The sequence below is a fragment of the Streptomyces venezuelae genome (assembly GCF_008642295.1).
GTDB lineage: Bacteria > Actinomycetota > Actinomycetes > Streptomycetales > Streptomycetaceae > Streptomyces > Streptomyces venezuelae_C.
This window is the reverse complement of record NZ_CP029190.1, coordinates 1768172-1787786: the sequence shown is the minus strand read 5'-3', so window position 1 is coordinate 1787786 and position 19615 is coordinate 1768172. Positions and strand designations below refer to the sequence as shown.

Sequence of the window (19615 nt, the reverse complement as noted above, 5' to 3'; positions counted from 1 at the left end):
CCCATGCCCTCCCCACGCCTCACCGCGACAGCGCTCGTCGCCGTCATGGCCCTGGCCACCGCCGCGTGCGGCGGCACCGCGGAACAGGACGGGAAGGAACGCTCACAGTCGCCCGCCTCCACCACGGCGACGGCCGGCTACCCGGTGACCCTGGAGAACTGCGGCACCAGGCAGACCTTCACCAAGGCTCCCGAGCGGGTCGTGGTCATGAACGGCGCCTCCGTCGCCGAGGTCTCCACCCTGCTCGCCCTCGGAGTCCAGGACCGGATCGTCGCCAACCAGCAGAGCTACGGCCTGTCCGAGGTGCCCGGCCGCGCCGACGCCATCAAGGCACTGCCGAACGGCGGCATCAAGCAGAACGACGCCTTCGACATCTCCCGCGAGTCCATGCTGGAACAGCGGCCGGACCTGGTCCTGTCCAACACCTCGTACGGGTTCAACGCCAAGAACGGCTTCGCCACCCGCGACCAGCTCAACACCGTGAACGCCCGCACCTACATCTCACCCCAGGGCTGCGACGAGGACCCCTCCCGCATGACCCTCCAGGACAGCTACGCCCTGCTGCGCGACATGGGCAAGGTCTTCGGCGCCGGCGACAGGGCCGAGAAGATCATCGCCGATTCCCAGAAGCGCATCGCCGACATCTCCGCCAAGGTCGAAGGCAAGCCGAAGCCCAAGACCATGGTCATCTTCTCGAACATGGCCATGGGCGCCAACGAGTTCAGCGCCGTCGCCGCCAAGGGCATCTACAACGACATCCTCGCCAAGGCAGGCGGCACCAACGCCTTCGAGTCCGCCTCCACCACCTCCTTCGCCGACCTGAGCAAGGAGAAGGTGGCCGCCACCGACGTCGAAGCCCTCGTCGTCATCGCCTACAACGACCCCAACGTCACCGCGTACGCGCAGAAGCTGCTCAAGGAGTTCCCCCAGTGGACCGCCTCGAAGAACAACACGTACGCGGTGCTGTCGGACTCGATGTACCTGGGCCCCAGCAACGACCTCGCCGTGGAGAAGCTCGCCAAGGTGCTGCACCCCGACGCCTTCTGAGGGCTCCGGGCCTCGCCGCGGCCTGCGCCGTCCTGACGGCCGCGCTCGCCGCGGCCATGATCGTGGCCATCAGCGCCGGCGCCGTCAGCGTCCCCCTCGGCCAGGTGTGGAGCATCGTCACCGCCCACCTCACCGGGTCCGAAAGCGGCGCCGACATCGCCACGGACCAGATCGTCTGGACCTTCCGCACCCCACGGGTCGTCCTCGCCGCCCTCGCGGGCGCGGGGCTGGCGGTGGCCGGCGGCGTCCTCCAGACCCTCGTCACCAACCCCCTCGCCGACCCGACCGTCCTGGGCTTCTCCTACGGCGCCTCGCTCGGCGCGGTCCTGGTGATCACCCTGGGCGGCATCGGACTCGGTGGTACGGGCGTGGCCGGTGCGGCGTTCCTCGGAGCGCTCCTTGCCGGCGCCGCAGTCTTCGCCCTCGGCCGCCGCAGGGGGCGGATCGCGCCCACCCGCCTCGTCCTCGCCGGAGTGGCCGTCGGCTACGTGCTGCTCTCCGCCACCAGCTTCGTCCAGCTGTGGGCGACCCCCACCGAGCTGCGCACGGTCATGTTCTGGATGCTCGGCAGCGTCGCGGGAGCCCAATGGAACCAGATCCCGGTCGTCGCAGCCGTCGTCCTCGCCTGCACGGCCCTACTCGTTCTGTTCGGCGGCCGGCTCAACGCACTGCTGGCGGGCGACGAGTCGGCCACCGCCCTCGGCGTCGACGTGAACCGGCTGCGCGCCCTGCTCCTGGTCGTCACCGCGCTCCTCACCGGATCCGTGATCGCCGTGGCTGGCGGAATCGGCTTCGTCGGCCTCATGATCCCCCACCTGGTCCGGCTCACCACAGGGGCCGACCACCGGCGGCTCCTGCCCCTCACCGCTCTCCTCGGAGCCCTGTACCTCGTCCTCGTCGACCTGCTCTCGCGCACCGTCATGCGCCCCAACGAACTCCCTCTCGGCATTCTCACCGCCCTCCTCGGTGCTCCCTTCTTTCTCTGGCTGCTGCGCCGCAACAAGACGATGGACACCGCATGAAGCTGACCGTCGACAACGTCTGGCTCGCCCTCGCCGGCACCCCCGTCCTGCGCGGCGCCGCACTCGACGCCCACCCCGGCGAGATCGTCGGCCTGGTCGGCCCCAACGGCAGCGGCAAGTCCACCCTGCTCCGCACCGTCTACCGCTCCCTGCGCCCCGACGCGGGAGCGGTGCTCGTCGACGAGGACGACGTGTGGGGCCTGGCCGCGCGGACGGCGGCCCGCCGCACGGCGGCCGTACTCCAGGACGCCGCCGGCGCCACCGGCGGCCTGTCGGTGGCCGAGGTCGTCGCCCTCGGTCGTACCCCGCACCAGGGCCTGCTCGGCCGGGAGGGGCCAGCCGACCGGCAGGCCGTTGACGACGCCATGGGCCGGTGTGGGATCCTCGCCTTCCGGCACCGGGACTTCGCCTCCCTCTCCGGAGGCGAGCGCCAGCGCGTGCTATTGGCCCGGGCCCTGGCACAGGACCCCCGCCTGCTGGTCCTGGACGAACTCACCAACCACCTCGACATCCGGGCCCGCTTCGAGCTCCTGGACCTGATCCGCTCCACGGGCGTCACCACCCTGGCCGTCCTGCACGACCTCGACCTCGCCGCCCGCCTCTGCGACCGCCTCGTCGTCCTCGAGGACGGGAAGGCGGTCGGCGCGGGCCCGGTGCTCGACGTCCTCACCCCGCGACTCCTCCGCGAGGTCTTCGGCGTCGAGGCCCGCGCCGAACGCCACGAGGACGGGGTGATCCGCATCGCCTACGCCGCCACGCCGCTCGTGCGACGGGACACCGAAGAGAGAAGGTAGGGAGAGCCTGCACAGCAGGCATGGGCCGCTCATCCGGTGAAGCCGACGGCAACAAGAGCCTCGTCGACTCGTCAAGTCTCCGCACGCAGCGCCCGTAGCGCACACCAGAGATGCCACATGGAAATCGCCGAACCGGCACTGACCTGCGGTCTCCCTTAACCTGTTTTGTCTGGACCATATTCTTGTGACCCATCATGTGGAGTGCGTGGCGATCCTGGAGCCGGTCCGCGAGGACGCCTGATCGGGCGCGTGCGATGAGCTGCCCCGCCGGGCTCACTCGGCGGTCGGTACCTCTGTGCCCGGGGTGACCAGCGAGCGGAGCTTTTCGCGGGTTTCCGGGTCGGTCGAGTAGATGATCGTTCCGATCATGCCCCGGGTCAGTAGCACCTTGTAGGTGTTGCGAACGAGGCGGTCGACATCCTCGTCGGGAGTGGCCTTGGTGAACGATGGGTCCTTGGACGCCGTGCGGTCCACCACCCAGCGGTCGGTCCTCCAGACGAGGTCCGGACCAATGATCACGCCGGACCAGTCGTACTCGAAGCCCTGCGCGGTGTACACGCAGCCGACCTGTCCGAAGCCCGCGGGATCGGTGGCCCAGAGCGGCGCCGGAGGCGCGCCGAGCAAGGAGCGGTCCCCGTACACATTCCAGGGCCTGGCCCAGTCGCCGATGACGACGTCCGGCGGCAACGAGGTCATCGCCGGAGTGATCTTCGTCGTCCACTTCCAGCAGTATCCTGCCGACATCCGAGCCTCGTAGCCCGTGGCCCGCTGAGCCGACAGGAAGTCCTCCAGCTCTTGCGGGCTATCGGCCGTCAGCAGGCCCACCTTGCCATCCGGCTCCCACTGGGTGGGTGCGTTCCCGTCGAGCCCGAGCAGGTCGACGACCCAACTCAGGTAGGCGTCGCTGCCGCCGCATCGGAACTGGTCGTCCAGTTCCACCACTGTGCACTCGAGCCCCTGCTCGGCTGCTGCCTCGCGAATCTCCTCAACCGTACCCATCTCGCCCGGACGTACCACTTGGTGCTGGTCCAGGAGGAACACCGGGACCCGGGCGGCGTCGATCAGTTCCGCCACCTGCGGGCGGCCGGTGCGCAGGGCGGCCTTGGTGTAGCGGTTGGCCGAGGTCTTGCGGAGGCGGTGGGCCTCGTCGCAGACGAGCACGTCCAGGTCGTTGGGCTCCGCCTCCATGAAACTGTTGAAGTAGCGGAAGAGCTTCTGGACCTCCGGCTTTCGGGCTCCTGCAACCTTGCGCATCGTCTTGGTGAACGACTGCGATCCGGTGGCATGAAGGGCGGGCACCCCGCGCCGATAGAGGTCGCCCAGCAGGGACAGGGCGATGACGCTCTTTCCGGAGCCGGGACCACCGGCCACCACGACCACCTGCTTGTGGTTGGACCTCCGTGCCTTGCGAACCGCGGACATCACCGTTTCGTAGGCGAGCCGCTGCTCGCCCAGAAGCACGAACTGCTCCCGGTTGCGTACCTCTTCGGCGGCAACGGCCATCAGCTGCTTCGACGGCCTTACCTTGCCCTGGAGCAGGGCGTCGGCTGCTTCGGCGCCGGGTTTCGGTGCCAGCATCGAGCGCAGGTAGTCGAGCAAGGCGCCGCGCTGCTCGCCGGTGAACATGCGGCCCCGGCGGTCTTCCATGACGTCCCGCAGGCCCGCCACCCCGAACTCGGTCGCGTTGTGCAGGTACGCGACCCCCGCGATCGACTCCGGTGCTTGCTCCAACGCGCCATTGAACGACACCAGGTAGTCGCAGTAGCCCCGCACCTGCTCGATCGGGTTGAGGACGGGGCCCGGGTACGCATCGATGCGGCACCGGAGCGGATCGCCGTCCTCGGGGTAGGCGTTGCTCCACTGCTTGAGTTCGACCACGATGTACGACGGTTCGCCGGTGGCCGGATGCACGCCGGCCAGTATCACGTCCGCGCGCTTGCTGGTCAGCGGCAGACCGTACTCCAGCAGCATCTCCACCTCGCCGAGTCCCGCTTCGACCAGCACGTTGGTGAGTGCCGGGATGCTGCGTGCCCAGGAGCGGACCTCTGACGGGTGGGGGCGGTGGCGGTGTTTGTGCAGAAAGTTCTCGCTCAGGAGTTCTGCCAGCCGTCCTTCGAGGTGGGTGCGGGTGGCCAAGGATGCCGCGGACTCACGGAACAGCAAGAAAATGCCCCCAGGCAGCACGAAGTAGCTCGTGCGGGTGGGGGCATGTCCTTCGGCCCACGGAAGTGGAGCGGAAGCCCGGCGGGCCGCTGAGATGGTCGCCTCAATCCTAGAACAGGATGTGGATCACGTCCCCAGAGCTGGGCGGCAGCTTCAGGGGTGGGGGCCGGCGTCGATTCCGTGACGTTCTGTGGGTGGGGCCCGTGCGGTTAGCCGGCCTGCGCCGGGGGGGTTTGGGTCGAGGAGGTCGTAGCGGTGGGCCAGGTAGCCGAGTTGGAAGCGGCTGGTGGCTCCCAGCCGGCGCATGATTGAGGAGACGTGGCGCTGGCAGGTGCGGACCGAGATGCCCAGGGCGCGGGCGGTGGCCCGGTCGTCGTCGCCCTGGACCAGGTGCCGGAGGACCGATCGCTGCGTCTGGTCGGTGACGTCCTGGACCACGGCCCGCTCACGGGGCTTGCTCATGCTCTCGCCCGTGGCCCAGAGCAGGTCGAACGTCTCGGCGACGAAGGCGACCAGGTCCGGACTGCGGACGACCAGGGCTTCGCCCGGCGCGTCCTGAAGGGGGAGGACGAGCAGGGCCCGGTCGAAGACAAGGTACGGGGACAGGCCGCCGGCGACGGTTCTGGACTCGGCGCCCAGCGCTGCCATCTCCGCCGTGTACCGCACGGTCGGTGGGTCGAAGCGGGCCGCGTGCTGGTACAGGGTACGTACCCGGACACTGCGGGTCAGCAGGTTCCGGTTGCGGTCGCGGGCTCGGGCGCGGCGTTGCTCGGCGGCCGGTCTGGGGCCGCTCGGCGTATGTGGAGGAGGTCCAGCTGGGCGCCTTGGACGCGGTCCTCCCAGCGCTTCAGCAGCCGGTCTGCGACCTGGAAGGGGTTGGCCGCTGCGAGGGAGTCGGCCCCGACCTGGCGGACCAGACCGGTGGCGAGGAGGGTTTCGAGGGCCTGGGCGGTGGTGTCGGGGCCGTGCCGGAGAGCAGCCGGCTCCGGTGGAGGGGGCCTTGTCCGGCGAACTCGCGGTAGATGTCCATCTCCTGTGCGATGAGGACCCTGGGGGAGTCGCGGTCGCGGTCGTCGGGTCCGTTCCGTGTCGACCGTGCTGAGATGGGTATCGGACAGCGCTTATGTGCGGGTGCCGGTGTCCCGTGGCGCGTTCGAACTCATGGCCGATGGAAGGGACTTCGGTGTGCGGTCGGGCGGTTCAGGGCCGGTCGGGGCCGTTTCCCGAGCCACCGAAAGTTGTCGCAAGTTCTTTCTGTCGTGTTTCCGACAGTCGGCAACACGACGCTCGGGTCCCATTGGCAGGCCGCCGTGTGTTCCGTGATCGTGACCCGGTCCAGGGCGCCACCGCCTACAACCTCGACGGGCGAGGCGGACCGGGTCACCGGCACTCATGGCGAGGGCGAGGGCGTCTGGACGTTGTACCTGCCGGCCGGCACCGCCGCCGTGACCGTCACCCGCGACGGCGAGCTCCTGGGCTGGGTGGCCACCCCCGAGCCGTCGTCCGCCACCCCCGTCGTCCTGGGCTGGGACGGCGAAGAGACCGACGCGGCACGCGTCAGGGCCTGACGAGAACGCGGGCGGCGGGGGAGCGCACCTGACAGCGCGCCCCGCCGCCCGCCCGCCGCCGCGGCGGGCCGGAGTGGCAGACTGGCCGGCGTTCCGTCCGAGGAGTCGTCGTGTCCGTGTTCAGCACCATCCGCCAGGCCGTCCGGCGCGGCTACCGCCGTGCCGTGGACCTCAGCCATCCGGCCCGCTCGCCGCTGGGCAGCGCGGTCGTGAACTGCGTGGTCTACCGGGAGGGAGTACGGCAGGACGGCTGTACGGAGGTCGAGGAGGCCCTGCGGCGGGTCCGCAAGACGGGCGACGGGTTCGTCTGGATCGGATTGCACGAGCCGGAGCAGGAGGAGTTCACCGGGCTCGCCGAGCTCTTCGGGCTGCACCCGCTGGCGATCGAGGACGCGGTGCACGCGCACCAGCGGCCCAAGGTGGAGCGGTACGGCGACACGCTGTTCGCGGTCTTCAAGACCGTACGCTACGTCGAGCACGCGGAACTGACCGCCACCAGCGAGGTGGTGGACACCGGTGAGCTCATGGCCTTCATCGGCACCGACTTCGTCATCACCATCAGGCACGGCGGGCACGGCTCGCTGGGCCCGCTCAGGGAGGCCCTGGAAGCCGCTCCGGAGCAGCTGGCCAAGGGCCCGGCGGCGGTGCTGCACGCCATAGCGGACCATGTGGTCGACGAGTACCTCGCCGTGACCGACGCCGTGCAGCACGACATCGAAGCCGTGGAGACCGCGGTCTTCAGCGAAGACAGCGGCCGGGGCGACGCGGGCCGGATCTACCAGCTCAAACGGGAGCTGCTGGAACTCAAGCGGGCCGTCGCGCCCCTGGACCGGCCGCTGCAGCAGCTCGGAACGCTGCCCATGCCGGTCGTCGAGCCCGACATCCGTACGTACTTCCGCGATGTGGCCGATCACCTGACCCGCGCCACCGAGCAGATCGCGTCCTACGACGCGCTGCTCGACTCGATCCTCCAGGCCCATCTCGCCCAGGTGACGGTGGCGCAGAACGAGGACATGCGCAAGATCACCGCCTGGGCGGCGATCATTGCCGTGCCGACCATGGTGTGCGGGGTGTACGGCATGAATTTCGAGCACATGCCGGAACTCCGCTGGACCTACGGCTACCCCTTCGTGCTCGGCGTCATCGCCGTCGCCTGCTTCGTCATCCACCGGGGCTTCCGCCGCAACGGCTGGCTCTGACCTGCCCTCTGACCCGCCCCCTGACCTGCCGCCTGACCTGGCCCCACGACCCGAGGTGCGCCGCGTGGGGCGCGGGTGAACCATGGGAAGCGTGGAATCCTTCGACGCCGTCGTCGTCGGGTCGGGTTTCGGCGGGTCCGTGACGGCTTTTCGTCTGGCCGAGGCCGGCCTGGGGGTATGTCTGCTGGAAAGAGGAAAGGCGTTTCCGCCCGGATCCTTTCCGCGCAGTCCCCACGAGGCCGCCAAGAACTTCTGGGCTCCGGCTTCCCGCCTGTACGGGATGTACGACATGTGGAGCTTCTCCAAGCTCGACGCCCTGGTGTCCAGCGGCCTGGGCGGCGGCTCGCTGATCTATGCGAACGTGCTGATCCGCAAGCCGGAAAAGTGGTTCGTACACGAGCCGTTCGACGGCGGTTACGAGAACTGGCCGGTCACGCGCGAGGAGCTCGACCGGCATTACGGCGACGTCGAGAAGATGATGGATGCGCAGCCGTATCCGTTCGGTGTGAAGCCCTACCAGGACACGCCCAAAACCATCGCCATGCAGCAGGCGGCCCGGCGACTGGGCCTCTCCTGGGAGCTTCCGCTGCTGGCCGTCACCTTCGGAGACCCCCCGGTGCCGGGCGTTCCCATCGAGGGCGGCGAGAACAATCTGCACCACAGCCCGCGCCAGACCTGCCGCCTGGTCGGCGAATGCGATGTGGGCTGCAATTTCGGCAGCAAGAACAGCCTGGACTTCACCTACCTCAGCGCCGCGGACCGGCTCGGAGCGGAGATCCGGACCTGCTGCGAGGTCCGCTCGTTCGAACCCGTCCCGCAGGGGTTCCAGATCACGTACATCGAGCACGGGGCCGCCTCGGACGGAGACCCGTTCCACCCTCCCGCCCGGCACACGGTCAGGGCGAAACGGCTGGTCCTCTCCGCCGGTGCGCTCGGCACCACCTATCTGCTGCTGAGGAACCGCAGCGCATTTCCCGCGCTCAGCCCGGCCCTGGGTACGCATTTCTCCGGGAACGGCGACTTTCTCGGGCTGGTGTTCAAGGCGCGCGAGAAACGCGACGGCCGGACGGTGCCGCGCATGCTGCAGCCGAGCTTCGGGCCGGTCATCACCAGCGCCATGGTCATGCCGCGCACGCATGACGGCGAGACCGGCCGGGGCTTCTACATCGAGGACGCCGGCTACCCGGAATTCCTCAACTGGCTGGTCGAGCACAATGTCCTCACCCTGTCCCACCGCGTCTCGCGGTTCCTGCTGCGCCGCGGGTGGTCGCAGCTGACCCACACCGCCCGGAGCCAGGTGGGACGACAGCTCGGTGACGCCATGGGCAAGGGGCTGTTCACCGCCACGTCCATGCCGCTGCTCGGCATGGGAAGGGATGTCCCCAACGGCCGGATGTTCCTCCGGGACGGACATCTGGACCTCGACTGGGACCTGGCCGCCTCCGACCGGTACTTCGACCAGATGAACGAGACCATGCAGCGGATCTCCCACAGCCTGGGCGGGCGCTACGCCTCGAACCCGCTGTGGTGGCTCAACCGGCTCATCACCGTGCATCCCGTGGGCGGCGCACCGATGGGGCACAACCCCCGAGAAGGCGTGGTGGATTCCTTCGGGCGGGTGTTCGGGTATCCGGGGCTGTCGATCGCCGACGGCTCGGTGATGCCCGGCCCGGTGGGCCCGAACCCCTCGCTCACCATCGCGGCGCTGGCCGACCGGTCGGCCGAATGCATGGTCGAGGATGACCGGAAGAGCCACCGGACGAACCGTACGAGGCCCTCATGACGCGCAGATCTCTCATCCTCGCCGGCGGCGGGCTGAAGGTGGCCTTCCAGGCGGGTGTCCTCCAGGTCCTGCTGGACGAGGCGGAGCTGGAGTTCGACCACGTCGACGGTGCCAGTGGGGGTGTGTTCAACCTCGCCATGTACTGCCAGGGGATGTCCGGGCACGAGATCGCGGACAACTGGCGCACCCTCGCCCCCCTGAAAGGGGTCTCCCCGAACTGGCGCGAGCTGCCGAAGGGGCCGTACGCCGCTTCCCTCTTCACGCTGGACGCCTACCGGCGGCATGTCTTCCCGGGCTGGGGGCTGGACTGGGAACGGATCCGGGCCACCGACCGGGAAGCCACCTTCAACCTCTACAACTTCAGCGCCAATGAACTGGAGGTGGTGACCGCCGACCGGATGGACGAGGACCGTCTCTGTGCCGGGGTGTCGCTGCCCATGTGGTTCCCGCCGGCCGTCCTCGACGGACAGACCTATATCGACCCGGTCTACCTGACCGACGGAAACGTCGAGGAGGCGATCCGGCGGGGCTGTGACGAGCTGTGGATCATCTGGACGGTCAGCCGGCGGCACCGCTGGCGGAACGGCTTCGTGGCCAACTACTTCCACATCATCGAAACCACGGCCAACGGCCAGTTGCAGCACTGGCTGCGCCGGATCGAGGCCAGCAATGCGGCCATCCGCAGCGGGGGCCCGGAAGTCGGGGAGTTCGGGCGCCCGATCGACGTACGGCTCCTCAGCGCCGAGGTCCCGCTGAACTACCTGATCAACTTCGGCAGGGACCGCTTCACCCAGGCCGTGGAACTCGGAGTCCGGCAGGCCCGCCTCTGGTGCACCGACCAGGGGATCCCCTGGAAGCCCGGCGCGCCGGCGGACCTCCCCGAGGACCCGACCCGCCTCCGGTTCACCGAACGCATGGCCGGCCGCGTGGCCTTCGGCGAGACCAGTGCCCTGGCGGGGGCCTCGTCGGAGGGCGGAACAGCCGCCGACCTGGCCGTGCAGCTGACCGTCGACATCCGGGGCGTGGACCGTTTCATCGTCGGTCCGGAGCACGAAGCCGCACTGCACGGCGAGATCGTCTGCCAGGAGCTGGGCGGGCACCTGCCGGTGCAACGGGGCACCTTCCGGCTGTTCGTGGAAGAGCCCGATCCGCAGCACCTGCGGATGCAGTACCGGCTGTTCTTCACCGACCGGGCCGGTCATCCGCTCACCCTCAGCGGGTACAAGGACGTCAGCGAGGACTCCCGGCAGGGCGTCTGGCAGGACACCACCGTCCTCTACACCCGCATCCTGCGCGGCCATGTCGACGCCCACGAAGAGTCCGGAGCGGAGGTGGTGGCCTCGGGAGCGGTCCACATCAGCCCGGCGGACTTCCTGAAGCAGCTCACCACCTTCCGGGTCGAAGCGGCGACGCTCCCCGGCAGGGTGACCGCCCTGCGGCGCTTCGGACAGTTCTTCTTCGGCAGGCTGTGGGACGTGTACGGGCAGAACGTCCTGCCCTGGTCCCCGCTCTGAGGCAGGCAGGAGCCATCGTGGACCTCCATGAGCTGCGCAAGCACGCGGCGGCGCTCCGGTTCACCCCGCAGGACCCGGTGCGCTGGCTGGCGCCGAAGGAGCTGGCCCGTACGGCGGTCAAGGTCGGGCTGGCCGCCGTGTTCGCCGACTACGCGGACAAGCGCGAGATCCAGGGCGCGCTCGAGGCCGGCCTGCTGCGGGCACCGCTGTCCGACCCGGGCGCCGAGGAGATCTGGATCGACTTCGCGGCCGACCTCGGCGACGGCTTCGAGGCGACCGGCTCGGTGGCATCCGCCCTGGCAGCGGACCGGCAGACCGTGACCCGGCAGACGGCGACCCGGCCGGACGAGGGGCCGGCCGAGGGGCCGGACGACGGATCGGACGAGGGACCGGGCCGTGGCTCCCTCTCGCTGCCCCGTGCCTCCCTCCTGGTCCTCGGCGGCGACCAGGTGTACCCGGTGGCGTCGACCACGGCGTACGAGGACCGGATGAAGGGCCCCTACCGCGCCGCGCTCCCGTCGGCGCCGGACCCGCCCCTCATGGTCGTGCTGCCGGGCAACCACGACTGGTACGACGGCCTCACCGCGTTCCTGCGGATATTCGCCCAGGGGCGGCGCATCGGGGGCTGGCAGACCGGGCAGACCCGGAGCTACTTCGCGGTGAAGCTGCCGCAGCGCTGGTGGCTCGTCGGGCTGGACAGCCAGCTCGACTCCTACTTCGACGATCCGCAGCGGCGCTACTTCGAGTCCTGCCTCACCCCGCGACTGCTGCCGGGTGACAGCGTGATCGTCTGTTCCGCCGAACCCACCTGGGTGAAGAGCGAGGAGGAGTCCAACGCCTTCAACTCCCTGCACTGGTTCGACCGGAACGTCATCCGGACCCGGTTCGACCGGGCCACCGGGAGGCGCGAGGACACGGGCGCCTCGATCCGGCTGTGGCTGACCGGCGACGCGCACCACTACGCCCGCTACGCGGAACGGCTGCCCGAGGACCCGCCCGGATCCGACGGCGCGCTGCCGCCGGATCCCCGGCGGCGCCAGATGGTGACCTGCGGCCTGGGCGGCGCGTTCCTGGCAGCCACGCACCGGCTGCCGAAGGTGCTGCCGCTGCCGCCGGCCGGCTCGCGGATGCGGGAGAAGGACGGTCCGCCGGTGCCGTTCGCCCTCGCACAGCAGACGTACCCCGATGAGAAGGAGTCCCGTTCGCTGGTACGCGGGATCGCCAAGCCCTGGTCGCGGTGCTGGCTGCCGCGCCGCAATCCGGGGTTCGCCGTACTGGCCGCGGTGCTGCACATGGTGCTCGTCCTGGTGGTGGGCTGCGGGTTCGCGCTGGCGACGGGCAGCCGCAATCCGGTCGACGCCGTGCGCACGGCCGACCCCGAGGACCTGACCGGGCTGCTGTGTGCGAGTGCGGCCCTGTTCGTCCTGCCCTTCGTGGCCGGGTGGGGGAGGGGGCTGCTGCCGGGCCGCCGGCTCAGACCGCCGTCCGGCAGGGGCACGGCCGTACTGTTCCAGCTGGCGGTCGCCGTCGCCGCACTGGCGGTCACCGTCGTCTCGGCCCGGCCGGTCCCGCCCTCCTGGAACGGGGTCTGGGTCCTGCTGATGCTGCTGGCCGTCGCAGCCGTGCTGGGAGCGCTCCTGGGCTCCCAGCTGTTCGCCCTGTGGGTGCTGTGGACGGACCGGGGCGTGGTCGCCGAGTGGCAGATGTCCGGTCAGTCGATCGACGACCACAAGGGGTTCCTCCGGATGCACATCGCACCGGACGGCACGCTCACCCTCTTCCCGCTGGCTCTTGACGCCACCTGCCGCGACTGGCATCTCGCCGAGGTCGCGAACGCCCGGACCGCATGGGTCCGGCCGGTGCCCGCAAGGCCCCCGGCCGTACGGCTGATCGAAGAGCCCGTGGTCATCGCCCGGACACCCCGCCCGTAGACCGGCCCGCCCCCAGCCCCACCCTCGCCCCCACCCCCACCCCCACCCCCACCCCACCCCCACCCCCGCCCCGGCCCCCGTTCGCGGGTTTGTCAGCCCCGTCGCGTAGGTTGGACGGTCAAGCGAACGGGGGCGTTGCCGTGGAGTTGAGCGAAGAGATAGCCCGGGTGCGGGCCGGGGCAGGAGACCCGGGGCGGCTGGTGGGTGAGTTCCGGCGGGCCGTGCTGGTGGTTCCGGTGGTCGACGGCGGGCTGATGTCCGGGTTCCAGGGCGGTGTGCGGTGGATCTACGCGTTCACCGACGAGGCGGCACTGGCCCGCTTCGCGGTCAAGCGGGGCATGCCGGCCACCGAGGAGCTGGAGTTCCTGGCGATCCTCGGGGCGCGGCTGGTGGACGGTGTCGTACCGGAGCTGGACGGGCCGACCGGGATCGCCGTCGATGTTGCGGACGAGGATGGGTCGATGCTGTTCCCGCCGGTGAGCGGGATCGTGCCGGATGCCGTCGCCGTCGACACCGAGGGGGACGGCCGGTGAGCGGCAACGAAGACCTGGGGATGGACGCATCCGCGGTCAAGAACATCACCGTGGGGCTGCGCGGCGCCATCGCCGAGCTGCGCGAGATCGGCACGGCCGGCGGCGCCTCGATGGGCGCCGGCTTCGAATCCCTGTCGATGACCGGGATGGAGGCCGGGCACCCGGGGGTGGCGGACCTGTTCGAGGACTTCTGCGAACGCTGGGAGTGGGGCGTCCGGGCGCTGATCCAGGACGCCAGCACGCTCGCCTCCAACCTGGGCATCGCGGCGGGCACGGTCTGGGAGGAGGACCAGTACATCCAGGGCGCGTTCAAGGTCGGGGTGAACTCCCTCTACGGCAACCCGCACGCGAACGAGGACGACATCGAGAAGAAGTCCTGGGACGACATCACCCGTCCCCCATGGGAGGTTTACAAGCCGGACTGGAGCGGCGAGTCCTTCGAGCAGATGCAGAAGGACGTCTCCGAGAACTGGTCCCAGACCGGTGAGACGCTCAAGAGCAACGGGCAGATCGGCTCCCTGAACGACCTGTTGCAGCAGACGGCCGCGAACGACGGGGGCAAGGGCTGATGGGCTGGCGGGACTTCACCCCCGACTTCATCGAGGACGCCGGCGAGGACCTGGTCGAGGGCATCGGGGACGGCGTCGAGTGGGTCGGCGACAAGACCGCCGATCTCGCCGAGGACGTCGGCTGGGACGACGGCGCGGACTGGATCCGCGAGAAGAGCCGGTCCCTGGCGAACACCATGGGGGCGGAGGTCGCCGAGCTGGAGCTCGACCAGACCGAGGACCCCAAGAAGATCATCTACGGCAGCGTGTCGAAGATCCGGTCGAACGCCAAGCACCTCGCGGACTTCCGGACCAACTTCGACAAGGTCGGGACGGGCATCAAGGGCCTCGACTCCGATGCCATCAAGGGCGTGACCGCCGACAGCTACGCGGAGCACGTGGCCAAGCAGCCGCCGAAGTGGTTCAAGGCCGCCGACGCGTTCGAGAAGGCGGAAGGGGCGCTGACCCGGTTCGCCGAGACGGTGGAGTGGGCGCAGAACCAGGCCCGGGACGCCGTCGAGGAGTACAAGAAGGCGAAGAAGGCGTCGGAGGACGCGCGTACGGCGTACAACGCGAAGGTCGACGAGTACAACAACGCGGTCAAGGCGGAGAAGGACGACCTGCCGCCGCGCCCCTCGGGCTTCAAGGACCCGGGCGAGGCGGGCATCAAGGCCGCCTACGACAAGGTGATCAGCGCCCGCGAGCAGCGCAACGAGGCCGCGGAGACCGCCAAGACGGCCCTGACCGCGGCCCGCGACGCCGCACCGCCCAAGCCCTCGTACGCACAGCAGGCCGGCGACGGCTTCCAGGCCATGGCGATCGACGCCAACCACCTGGTCGGCGGCGTCATCAAGGGCACGGCCGGCATCGTCAACTTCGTACGCACCGTCAACCCGCTCGACCCGTACAACCTGACCCACCCGGCCGAGTACCTCACCAACCTGAACAGCACCGTCACCGGCCTGGCGGTCGCGGCCAACGACCCGCTCGGCACCGCCAAGAACATGGTCGACGCCTTCCAGAAGGACCCGGCGGAGGGCCTCGGGAAGCTCATACCGGAGATCCTGGGCACCAAGGGCCTGGGCATGGCCAAGAAGGCGGCGACCGTCGGCAAGTTCGCCGACAACGGCAAGGGCCCGGCCCGTACCGCCGACCAGGGCACGGACGGCCCCAAGGGCGGCAAGCACGACCAGTGCGACGGCGAACGCAAGTGTGACGGCACCGACCCCGTCGACCTGGCCACCGGCCGGATGTTCCTGCCGCTGACGGACCTGGTGCTCCCCGGCACACTGCCGCTCGCCTTCACCCGGAGGGCGGAGTCGGGCTACACCGCGGGCCGCTGGTTCGGACCCACCTGGACCAGCACCGTCGACCAGCACCTGGAGACGGACGCCGAGGGCGTGGTGCTGGTCACCGAGGACGGGCTGATCCTGCCCTACCCGCACCCGGCGCCCGGCCTTCCCGTGTGCTCTGCGAAGGGCCCCCGCTGGGAGCTGTCCCGCACCCCCGAAGGCGGCTACCTCCTCACCGACCCGGACGCCGGCCGCGTCCGGCACTTCGAGCCGGACTGCCGGAACGGCCGGATCAGCCGGATCAGCCGGATCACCGATCGCAACGGCAACAGCATCGACTTCGAGTACGACGCCGAAGGGGCCCCGACCGCCATCCGCCACAGCGGCGGCTACCACCTCCTCCTGGACACCGCGGACGGCCGCATCACCCGGCTCTCGCTCGCGGGTGCCGGCCGGGTCCTCGAGTACGGGTACACCGACGGCCATCTCACCGAGGTCATCAACTCCTCGGGCCGGCCGCTCCGCTTCGCCTACGACGAGCGGGGTCGCATCACGTCCTGGACGGACACCAACGGCAGTACGTATGGCTACGCCTACGACGAGTTCGACCGCTGCGTCCGGGAGGGCGGGGAAGCGGGCCACTACGCCCTGGACTTCGAGTACGGGACCGACCCCGGGACCGGCCGGCAGGTCACGGTCACCAGGAACGCGGCGGGCCACACGCGCCGGTACCAGATGAACGAGGCCCGCCAGGTGGTGGCGGAGACCGGTGCCCTGGGAGCGGTCACCCACTCCCGCTACGACCGGCGCAACCGGCTGCTGTCGCGGACCGACCCGCTGGGCCGCACCACCGAGTTCCACCGGGACGCCGACGGCCGTCTCGTCCGGGTGGTCCGTCCGGATGGACGCGAACTGACGACCGAGTACGACGCCATGGGACGGCCGGTCCTCCAGACCCGGGCCGACCGGACGACCTGGCGGCTGGCGTACGACAGCCGGGGCAACCGCATCGCCCTCACCAACCCCGCGGGTGCCACCACCCGGTACGAGTACGACGACCACGGCCACCCGACGTCGGTCACCGACCACCTCGGCGGGACCACCCGCATCCGGACCAATCCGGCCGGCCTGCCCGTCGAGATCACCGACCCCCTGGGCGCCGTCACCCGCTATGAGCGGGACGCCTTCGGCAGGGCCGTCCGCATCACCGACGCCCTGGGCGGGGAGACGCTGCTCGAATGGACCCCGGAGGGCCGGCTCGCCCGGCGCGTCGAAGCGGACGGCACCGTCCAGGAGTGGACGTACGACGGCGAGGGCAATGCGCTCACCCACCGCGACCCGATGGGGGGACTGACCTCCTTCGAGTACGGGCATTTCGACGCGATGACCGCCCGGACCGGGCCGGACGGGGTGCGCTACGCCTTCGCCCGGGACGCCGAGCTCCGGCTGACGGAGATCAGCGGCCCGCTCGGCCGCTGGACCTGGGAGTACGACGCGGCAGGTTTGCCCGCGGCCGAAACCGATTACGACGGCCGCACCGTCCGCTTCGGGCACGACGCGGCCGGCCGGCTCACCGCCCGTACCGACTCCGCGGGCCGCACCACCCGATACGGCTACGACGCCCTGGACCGGCGGGTCGAGAAGGAGACCGAAGGCGCTGTCACGCGGTACGAGTACGACCTGTCCGACCGCCTCTCCGCGGTGACCGGACCGGACTCCCGGATCGAGTACGCGCGCGACCGCCACGGCCGGATCCGCGTCGAAACGGTCGACGGCCGGACCCTGCGGCGCGATTACGACGACCTCGGCCGGGTGCGGAGCCGCACCACCCCGGCCGGCGCCGTGAGCACCTGGACCTATGATGAGGCCGGCCGCCGTACGGAGCTGCTCTCCTCGGGCCGCCGGATCACCTTCGGCCGCGATGCGCTGGGCCGGGAGACCGGCCGGCGGATCGGCGAGTCCCTGGCCATGGAGAACACGCACGATGCCCTGGGACGGCTGGTCGACAGCCACGTCCGTACCTCGGAGGGCCGGACGCTCCAGCGCCGTGGCTACAGCTATCGCCCCGACGGCGGTCTGGTGGCGATCGACGACCTGCTCGCCGGCCGACGGGAGTTCGAACTCGACGCGGCCGGCCGGGTCACTGCGGCCCGTGCCGAGGACTGGACCGAGCAGTACACCTACAACGCGGCCGGCAACCAGGCGGCGGCCTCGTGGCCCGCCCGGCACCCGGGCGGCACGGAGGCAGTCGGCGAGCGCGTGTACGAGGGAACGCGACTGGTCCGGGCCGGCGCCGTCCGCTACGAGCACGACGAACTGGGACGGGTGACGCTCCGCCAGAAGAAGCGGCTCTCCCGCAGACCCGACACCTGGCACTACACCTGGGACGCCGAGGACCGCCTGGCGGCAGTGCGGACTCCGGACGGCGCGGTGTGGCAGTACACCTACGACCCGCTCGGGCGCCGCACGTCCAAGCGCCGACTGGGCGCGGACGGCGCCGTCCTGGAGGAGACCCGGTTCGCCTGGGACGGCACCACGCTGTGCGAGCAGTCCACGACGACCGCGGGAGCTCCCGGACGGGTGACGCTGACCTGGGACCACGACGGCCTGCAGCCCTTGGCCCAGTTCGAGCGGCGGTTCCTCGACGAGGAGGAGACCGATCAGCGGTTCTTCGCCATCGTCACCGACCTGATCGGCACTCCCCGGGAGCTGATCGGCGAGGAAGGCGAGGTCGCCTGGCGCGCCGGTGCCACCGTGTGGGGCAGTACGGCCTGGAACACCGACGCGACGGCCTACACGCCGCTGCGCTTCCCCGGACAGTACGCCGATCCGGAGACCGGACTCCACTACAACCACTTCCGGCACTACGACCCCGAGACCGCCCGCTACATCACGCCGGACCCGCTCGGCGTGGCGCCCACGCCCAACCCCTCGGCGTACGTCGTCAACCCCTTCGTATGGTCGGACTCGCTGGGGCTGGCGCCCGATGCGGGCGACTGCCCCAAGGTGGGCAAGACCAAAGAGGAGCAGAAGCAGCAGGCGTTGCGCGACGCGGGCATACCCGAGGGCACCGAGCCGTTCGACGTCGACGACTGGGTTTCCGCGCGCGGTCCGGAATGGGCGGGCAGCAAGCAGCTCCTCGACCCCGACGGCAAGCCCATCTACTACACCGAGGAGTGGTACGAGCACCCCAACGGCGACATCATCGTGTACCAGGACCACTGGTTCGGGCACCAGACACCCGGCGAGCCGGGCTACCAGCCGCCGCACCTGCACGTGCGTCCGTACGATGACACCCGTAACGGCCAGATCGAGGGTGCCGAGGAGCATTACTACTATGACCGTGAGTGACCTGGTCGCGAACAGGCGGCAGGTCCTTGATCCGCTGTACGACGAGCTGCCGCCGCTGTCCGGGGTCCGGCTGCGGTCGGTGCGGCTGGACGGCTGGGCGCCGGCCGTGACCCTTCGGATCGATCTGCCGCGGTTCGCGGACCGGTGGGAGGGCGGACCCGGCGACACTGTGCAGTGCCACCTGCAGTTCGGGCACGTCGAGGACTTCGCCATGGACGGCTGGGAGCCGCCCGTGCTGGTCGACATCACGTACGAGGAGCTTGCCGGGCACCGGCTCGCGGTGCGGGTCGAAGGGCCGGGGGTGCGGCTGGCCTTCACCTCGAACGCCTCGCTGCTGGCCGGCCACCTCAGCGTGTTCACGCAGGACTCCGACGGCGGGGACGGCGGCCCGCACGCCTTCGTGCGCAGGCTCGACGCCAAGCTGTACGACACTGTCCCGCCGGTCACCGCGAGGACCTTCTATGAACATCTCTGAGCTGTCCGACTCGAGCGAGTTGACCGAGCTGTACGGGGGCCGGCCGCCGGAGCTGGGCGACTGCCTGCTCTTCTCGGTGCACATCGACGAGCGGGACGCCTCGGTGACCCTCGGATTCGAGACCCGGGAGCTGCCGGCCCGGCCGAAGGCGGAGTGGGCCGGGACGGTCTACAACACCTTCTTCTTCTCGCTGGTGTTCCCCGGAGTGGCCGGCCTGCGTGTGCGGGGAGTCCTGGCCGAGGAGCACCGCGAAGTGTCCCTCGCGGCGGCGCCCGGGGGCCGCATCGCCGTCTCCGTGACCGGCCCGCACCGCTCGCTCGCATTCACCGCCGGGGGCTGTGGCGTCATCGGGGTGGGGGTCCGGCTCCAGGGCGGGCTGTGACGGAAGCGGAAGC

At 70.3% G+C, this 19615-nt stretch carries 15 protein-coding genes; 13 read left to right on the top strand and 2 right to left on the bottom strand.

Going from position 1 to position 19615, the window contains the following annotated elements; all coding sequences use genetic code 11:
• The first annotated feature begins 3 nt into the window (after positions 1 to 3).
• Genes DEJ50_RS07715 through DEJ50_RS07705 form a run of 3 tightly spaced genes read left to right on the top strand, consistent with a single transcriptional unit; the run spans position 4 to position 2863 of the window.
• A complete protein-coding gene (locus DEJ50_RS07715; protein WP_150206836.1) occupies positions 4 to 1047 on the top strand; it encodes an ABC transporter substrate-binding protein in 1044 nt (347 codons plus the stop codon).
• A gap of 56 nt (positions 1048 to 1103) precedes the next feature.
• Entirely contained in the window at positions 1104 to 2069 is a 966-nt protein-coding gene (locus DEJ50_RS07710) for a FecCD family ABC transporter permease (RefSeq protein ID WP_150206835.1), read from the top strand.
• Positions 2066 to 2863 carry an ABC transporter ATP-binding protein gene (locus DEJ50_RS07705; RefSeq protein WP_150206834.1) on the top strand — a complete coding sequence of 266 codons (798 nt, stop codon included), beginning with the start codon at positions 2066 to 2068 and terminating at the stop codon, positions 2861 to 2863. Before DEJ50_RS07710 ends, DEJ50_RS07705 begins: the two co-directional genes overlap by 4 nt.
• A 273-nt stretch (positions 2864 to 3136) precedes the next feature.
• Here the strand turns inward: DEJ50_RS07705 and DEJ50_RS07700 are convergent, their stop codons facing one another.
• Both DEJ50_RS07700 and DEJ50_RS07695 read right to left on the bottom strand, forming a co-directional pair.
• Positions 3137 to 5047: a DUF2075 domain-containing protein gene (locus DEJ50_RS07700; RefSeq protein ID WP_223837659.1), complete on the bottom strand. Its 1911-nt coding sequence runs from the start codon at positions 5045 to 5047 to the stop codon at positions 3137 to 3139.
• A 132-nt stretch (positions 5048 to 5179) separates the two neighbouring features.
• Positions 5180 to 5674: a helix-turn-helix transcriptional regulator gene (locus tag DEJ50_RS07695; RefSeq protein WP_150206833.1), complete on the bottom strand. Its 495-nt coding sequence runs from the start codon at positions 5672 to 5674 to the stop codon at positions 5180 to 5182.
• 671 nt (positions 5675 to 6345) lie between these two features.
• Here DEJ50_RS07695 and DEJ50_RS07690 point away from each other — a divergent pair.
• The 10 genes from DEJ50_RS07690 (at position 6346) to DEJ50_RS07645 (ending at position 19602) form a co-directional block, all read left to right on the top strand.
• Positions 6346 to 6594: a hypothetical protein gene (locus DEJ50_RS07690; protein ID WP_150206832.1), complete on the top strand. Its 249-nt coding sequence runs from the start codon at positions 6346 to 6348 to the stop codon at positions 6592 to 6594.
• Positions 6595 to 6704: 110 nt separating this feature from the next.
• Complete coding sequence (locus DEJ50_RS07685) at positions 6705 to 7793, top strand: magnesium and cobalt transport protein CorA (RefSeq protein WP_190344344.1); 1089 nt, start codon at positions 6705 to 6707, stop codon at positions 7791 to 7793.
• A gap of 91 nt (positions 7794 to 7884) precedes the next feature.
• Complete coding sequence (locus tag DEJ50_RS07680; RefSeq protein ID WP_223837658.1) at positions 7885 to 9576, top strand: GMC oxidoreductase; 1692 nt, start codon at positions 7885 to 7887, stop codon at positions 9574 to 9576.
• Entirely contained in the window at positions 9573 to 11090 is a 1518-nt protein-coding gene (locus DEJ50_RS07675; protein ID WP_150206830.1) for a patatin-like phospholipase family protein, read from the top strand. The genes DEJ50_RS07680 and DEJ50_RS07675 overlap by 4 nt, the downstream gene beginning before the upstream one ends.
• A 17-nt stretch (positions 11091 to 11107) precedes the next feature.
• Positions 11108 to 13021 carry a metallophosphoesterase family protein gene (locus DEJ50_RS07670; RefSeq protein WP_150206829.1) on the top strand — a complete coding sequence of 638 codons (1914 nt, stop codon included), beginning with the start codon at positions 11108 to 11110 and terminating at the stop codon, positions 13019 to 13021.
• A gap of 140 nt (positions 13022 to 13161) precedes the next feature.
• Positions 13162 to 13554, top strand: a complete 393-nt coding sequence (locus tag DEJ50_RS07665) for a hypothetical protein (protein WP_150206828.1) — start codon at positions 13162 to 13164, stop codon at positions 13552 to 13554.
• On the top strand, positions 13551 to 14123 hold the full coding sequence (locus DEJ50_RS07660; RefSeq protein WP_150206827.1) for a hypothetical protein: 573 nt from the start codon (positions 13551 to 13553) through the stop codon (positions 14121 to 14123). The genes DEJ50_RS07665 and DEJ50_RS07660 overlap by 4 nt, the downstream gene beginning before the upstream one ends.
• A complete protein-coding gene (locus DEJ50_RS07655; protein WP_223837657.1) occupies positions 14123 to 18745 on the top strand; it encodes a putative T7SS-secreted protein in 4623 nt (1540 codons plus the stop codon). The genes DEJ50_RS07660 and DEJ50_RS07655 overlap by 1 nt, the downstream gene beginning before the upstream one ends.
• On the top strand, positions 18732 to 19220 hold the full coding sequence (locus DEJ50_RS07650) for an Imm50 family immunity protein (RefSeq protein ID WP_190344342.1): 489 nt from the start codon (positions 18732 to 18734) through the stop codon (positions 19218 to 19220). Before DEJ50_RS07655 ends, DEJ50_RS07650 begins: the two co-directional genes overlap by 14 nt.
• Complete coding sequence (locus DEJ50_RS07645) at positions 19207 to 19602, top strand: Imm50 family immunity protein (protein WP_150206825.1); 396 nt, start codon at positions 19207 to 19209, stop codon at positions 19600 to 19602. The genes DEJ50_RS07650 and DEJ50_RS07645 overlap by 14 nt, the downstream gene beginning before the upstream one ends.
• Positions 19603 to 19615: the final 13 nt, after the last annotated feature.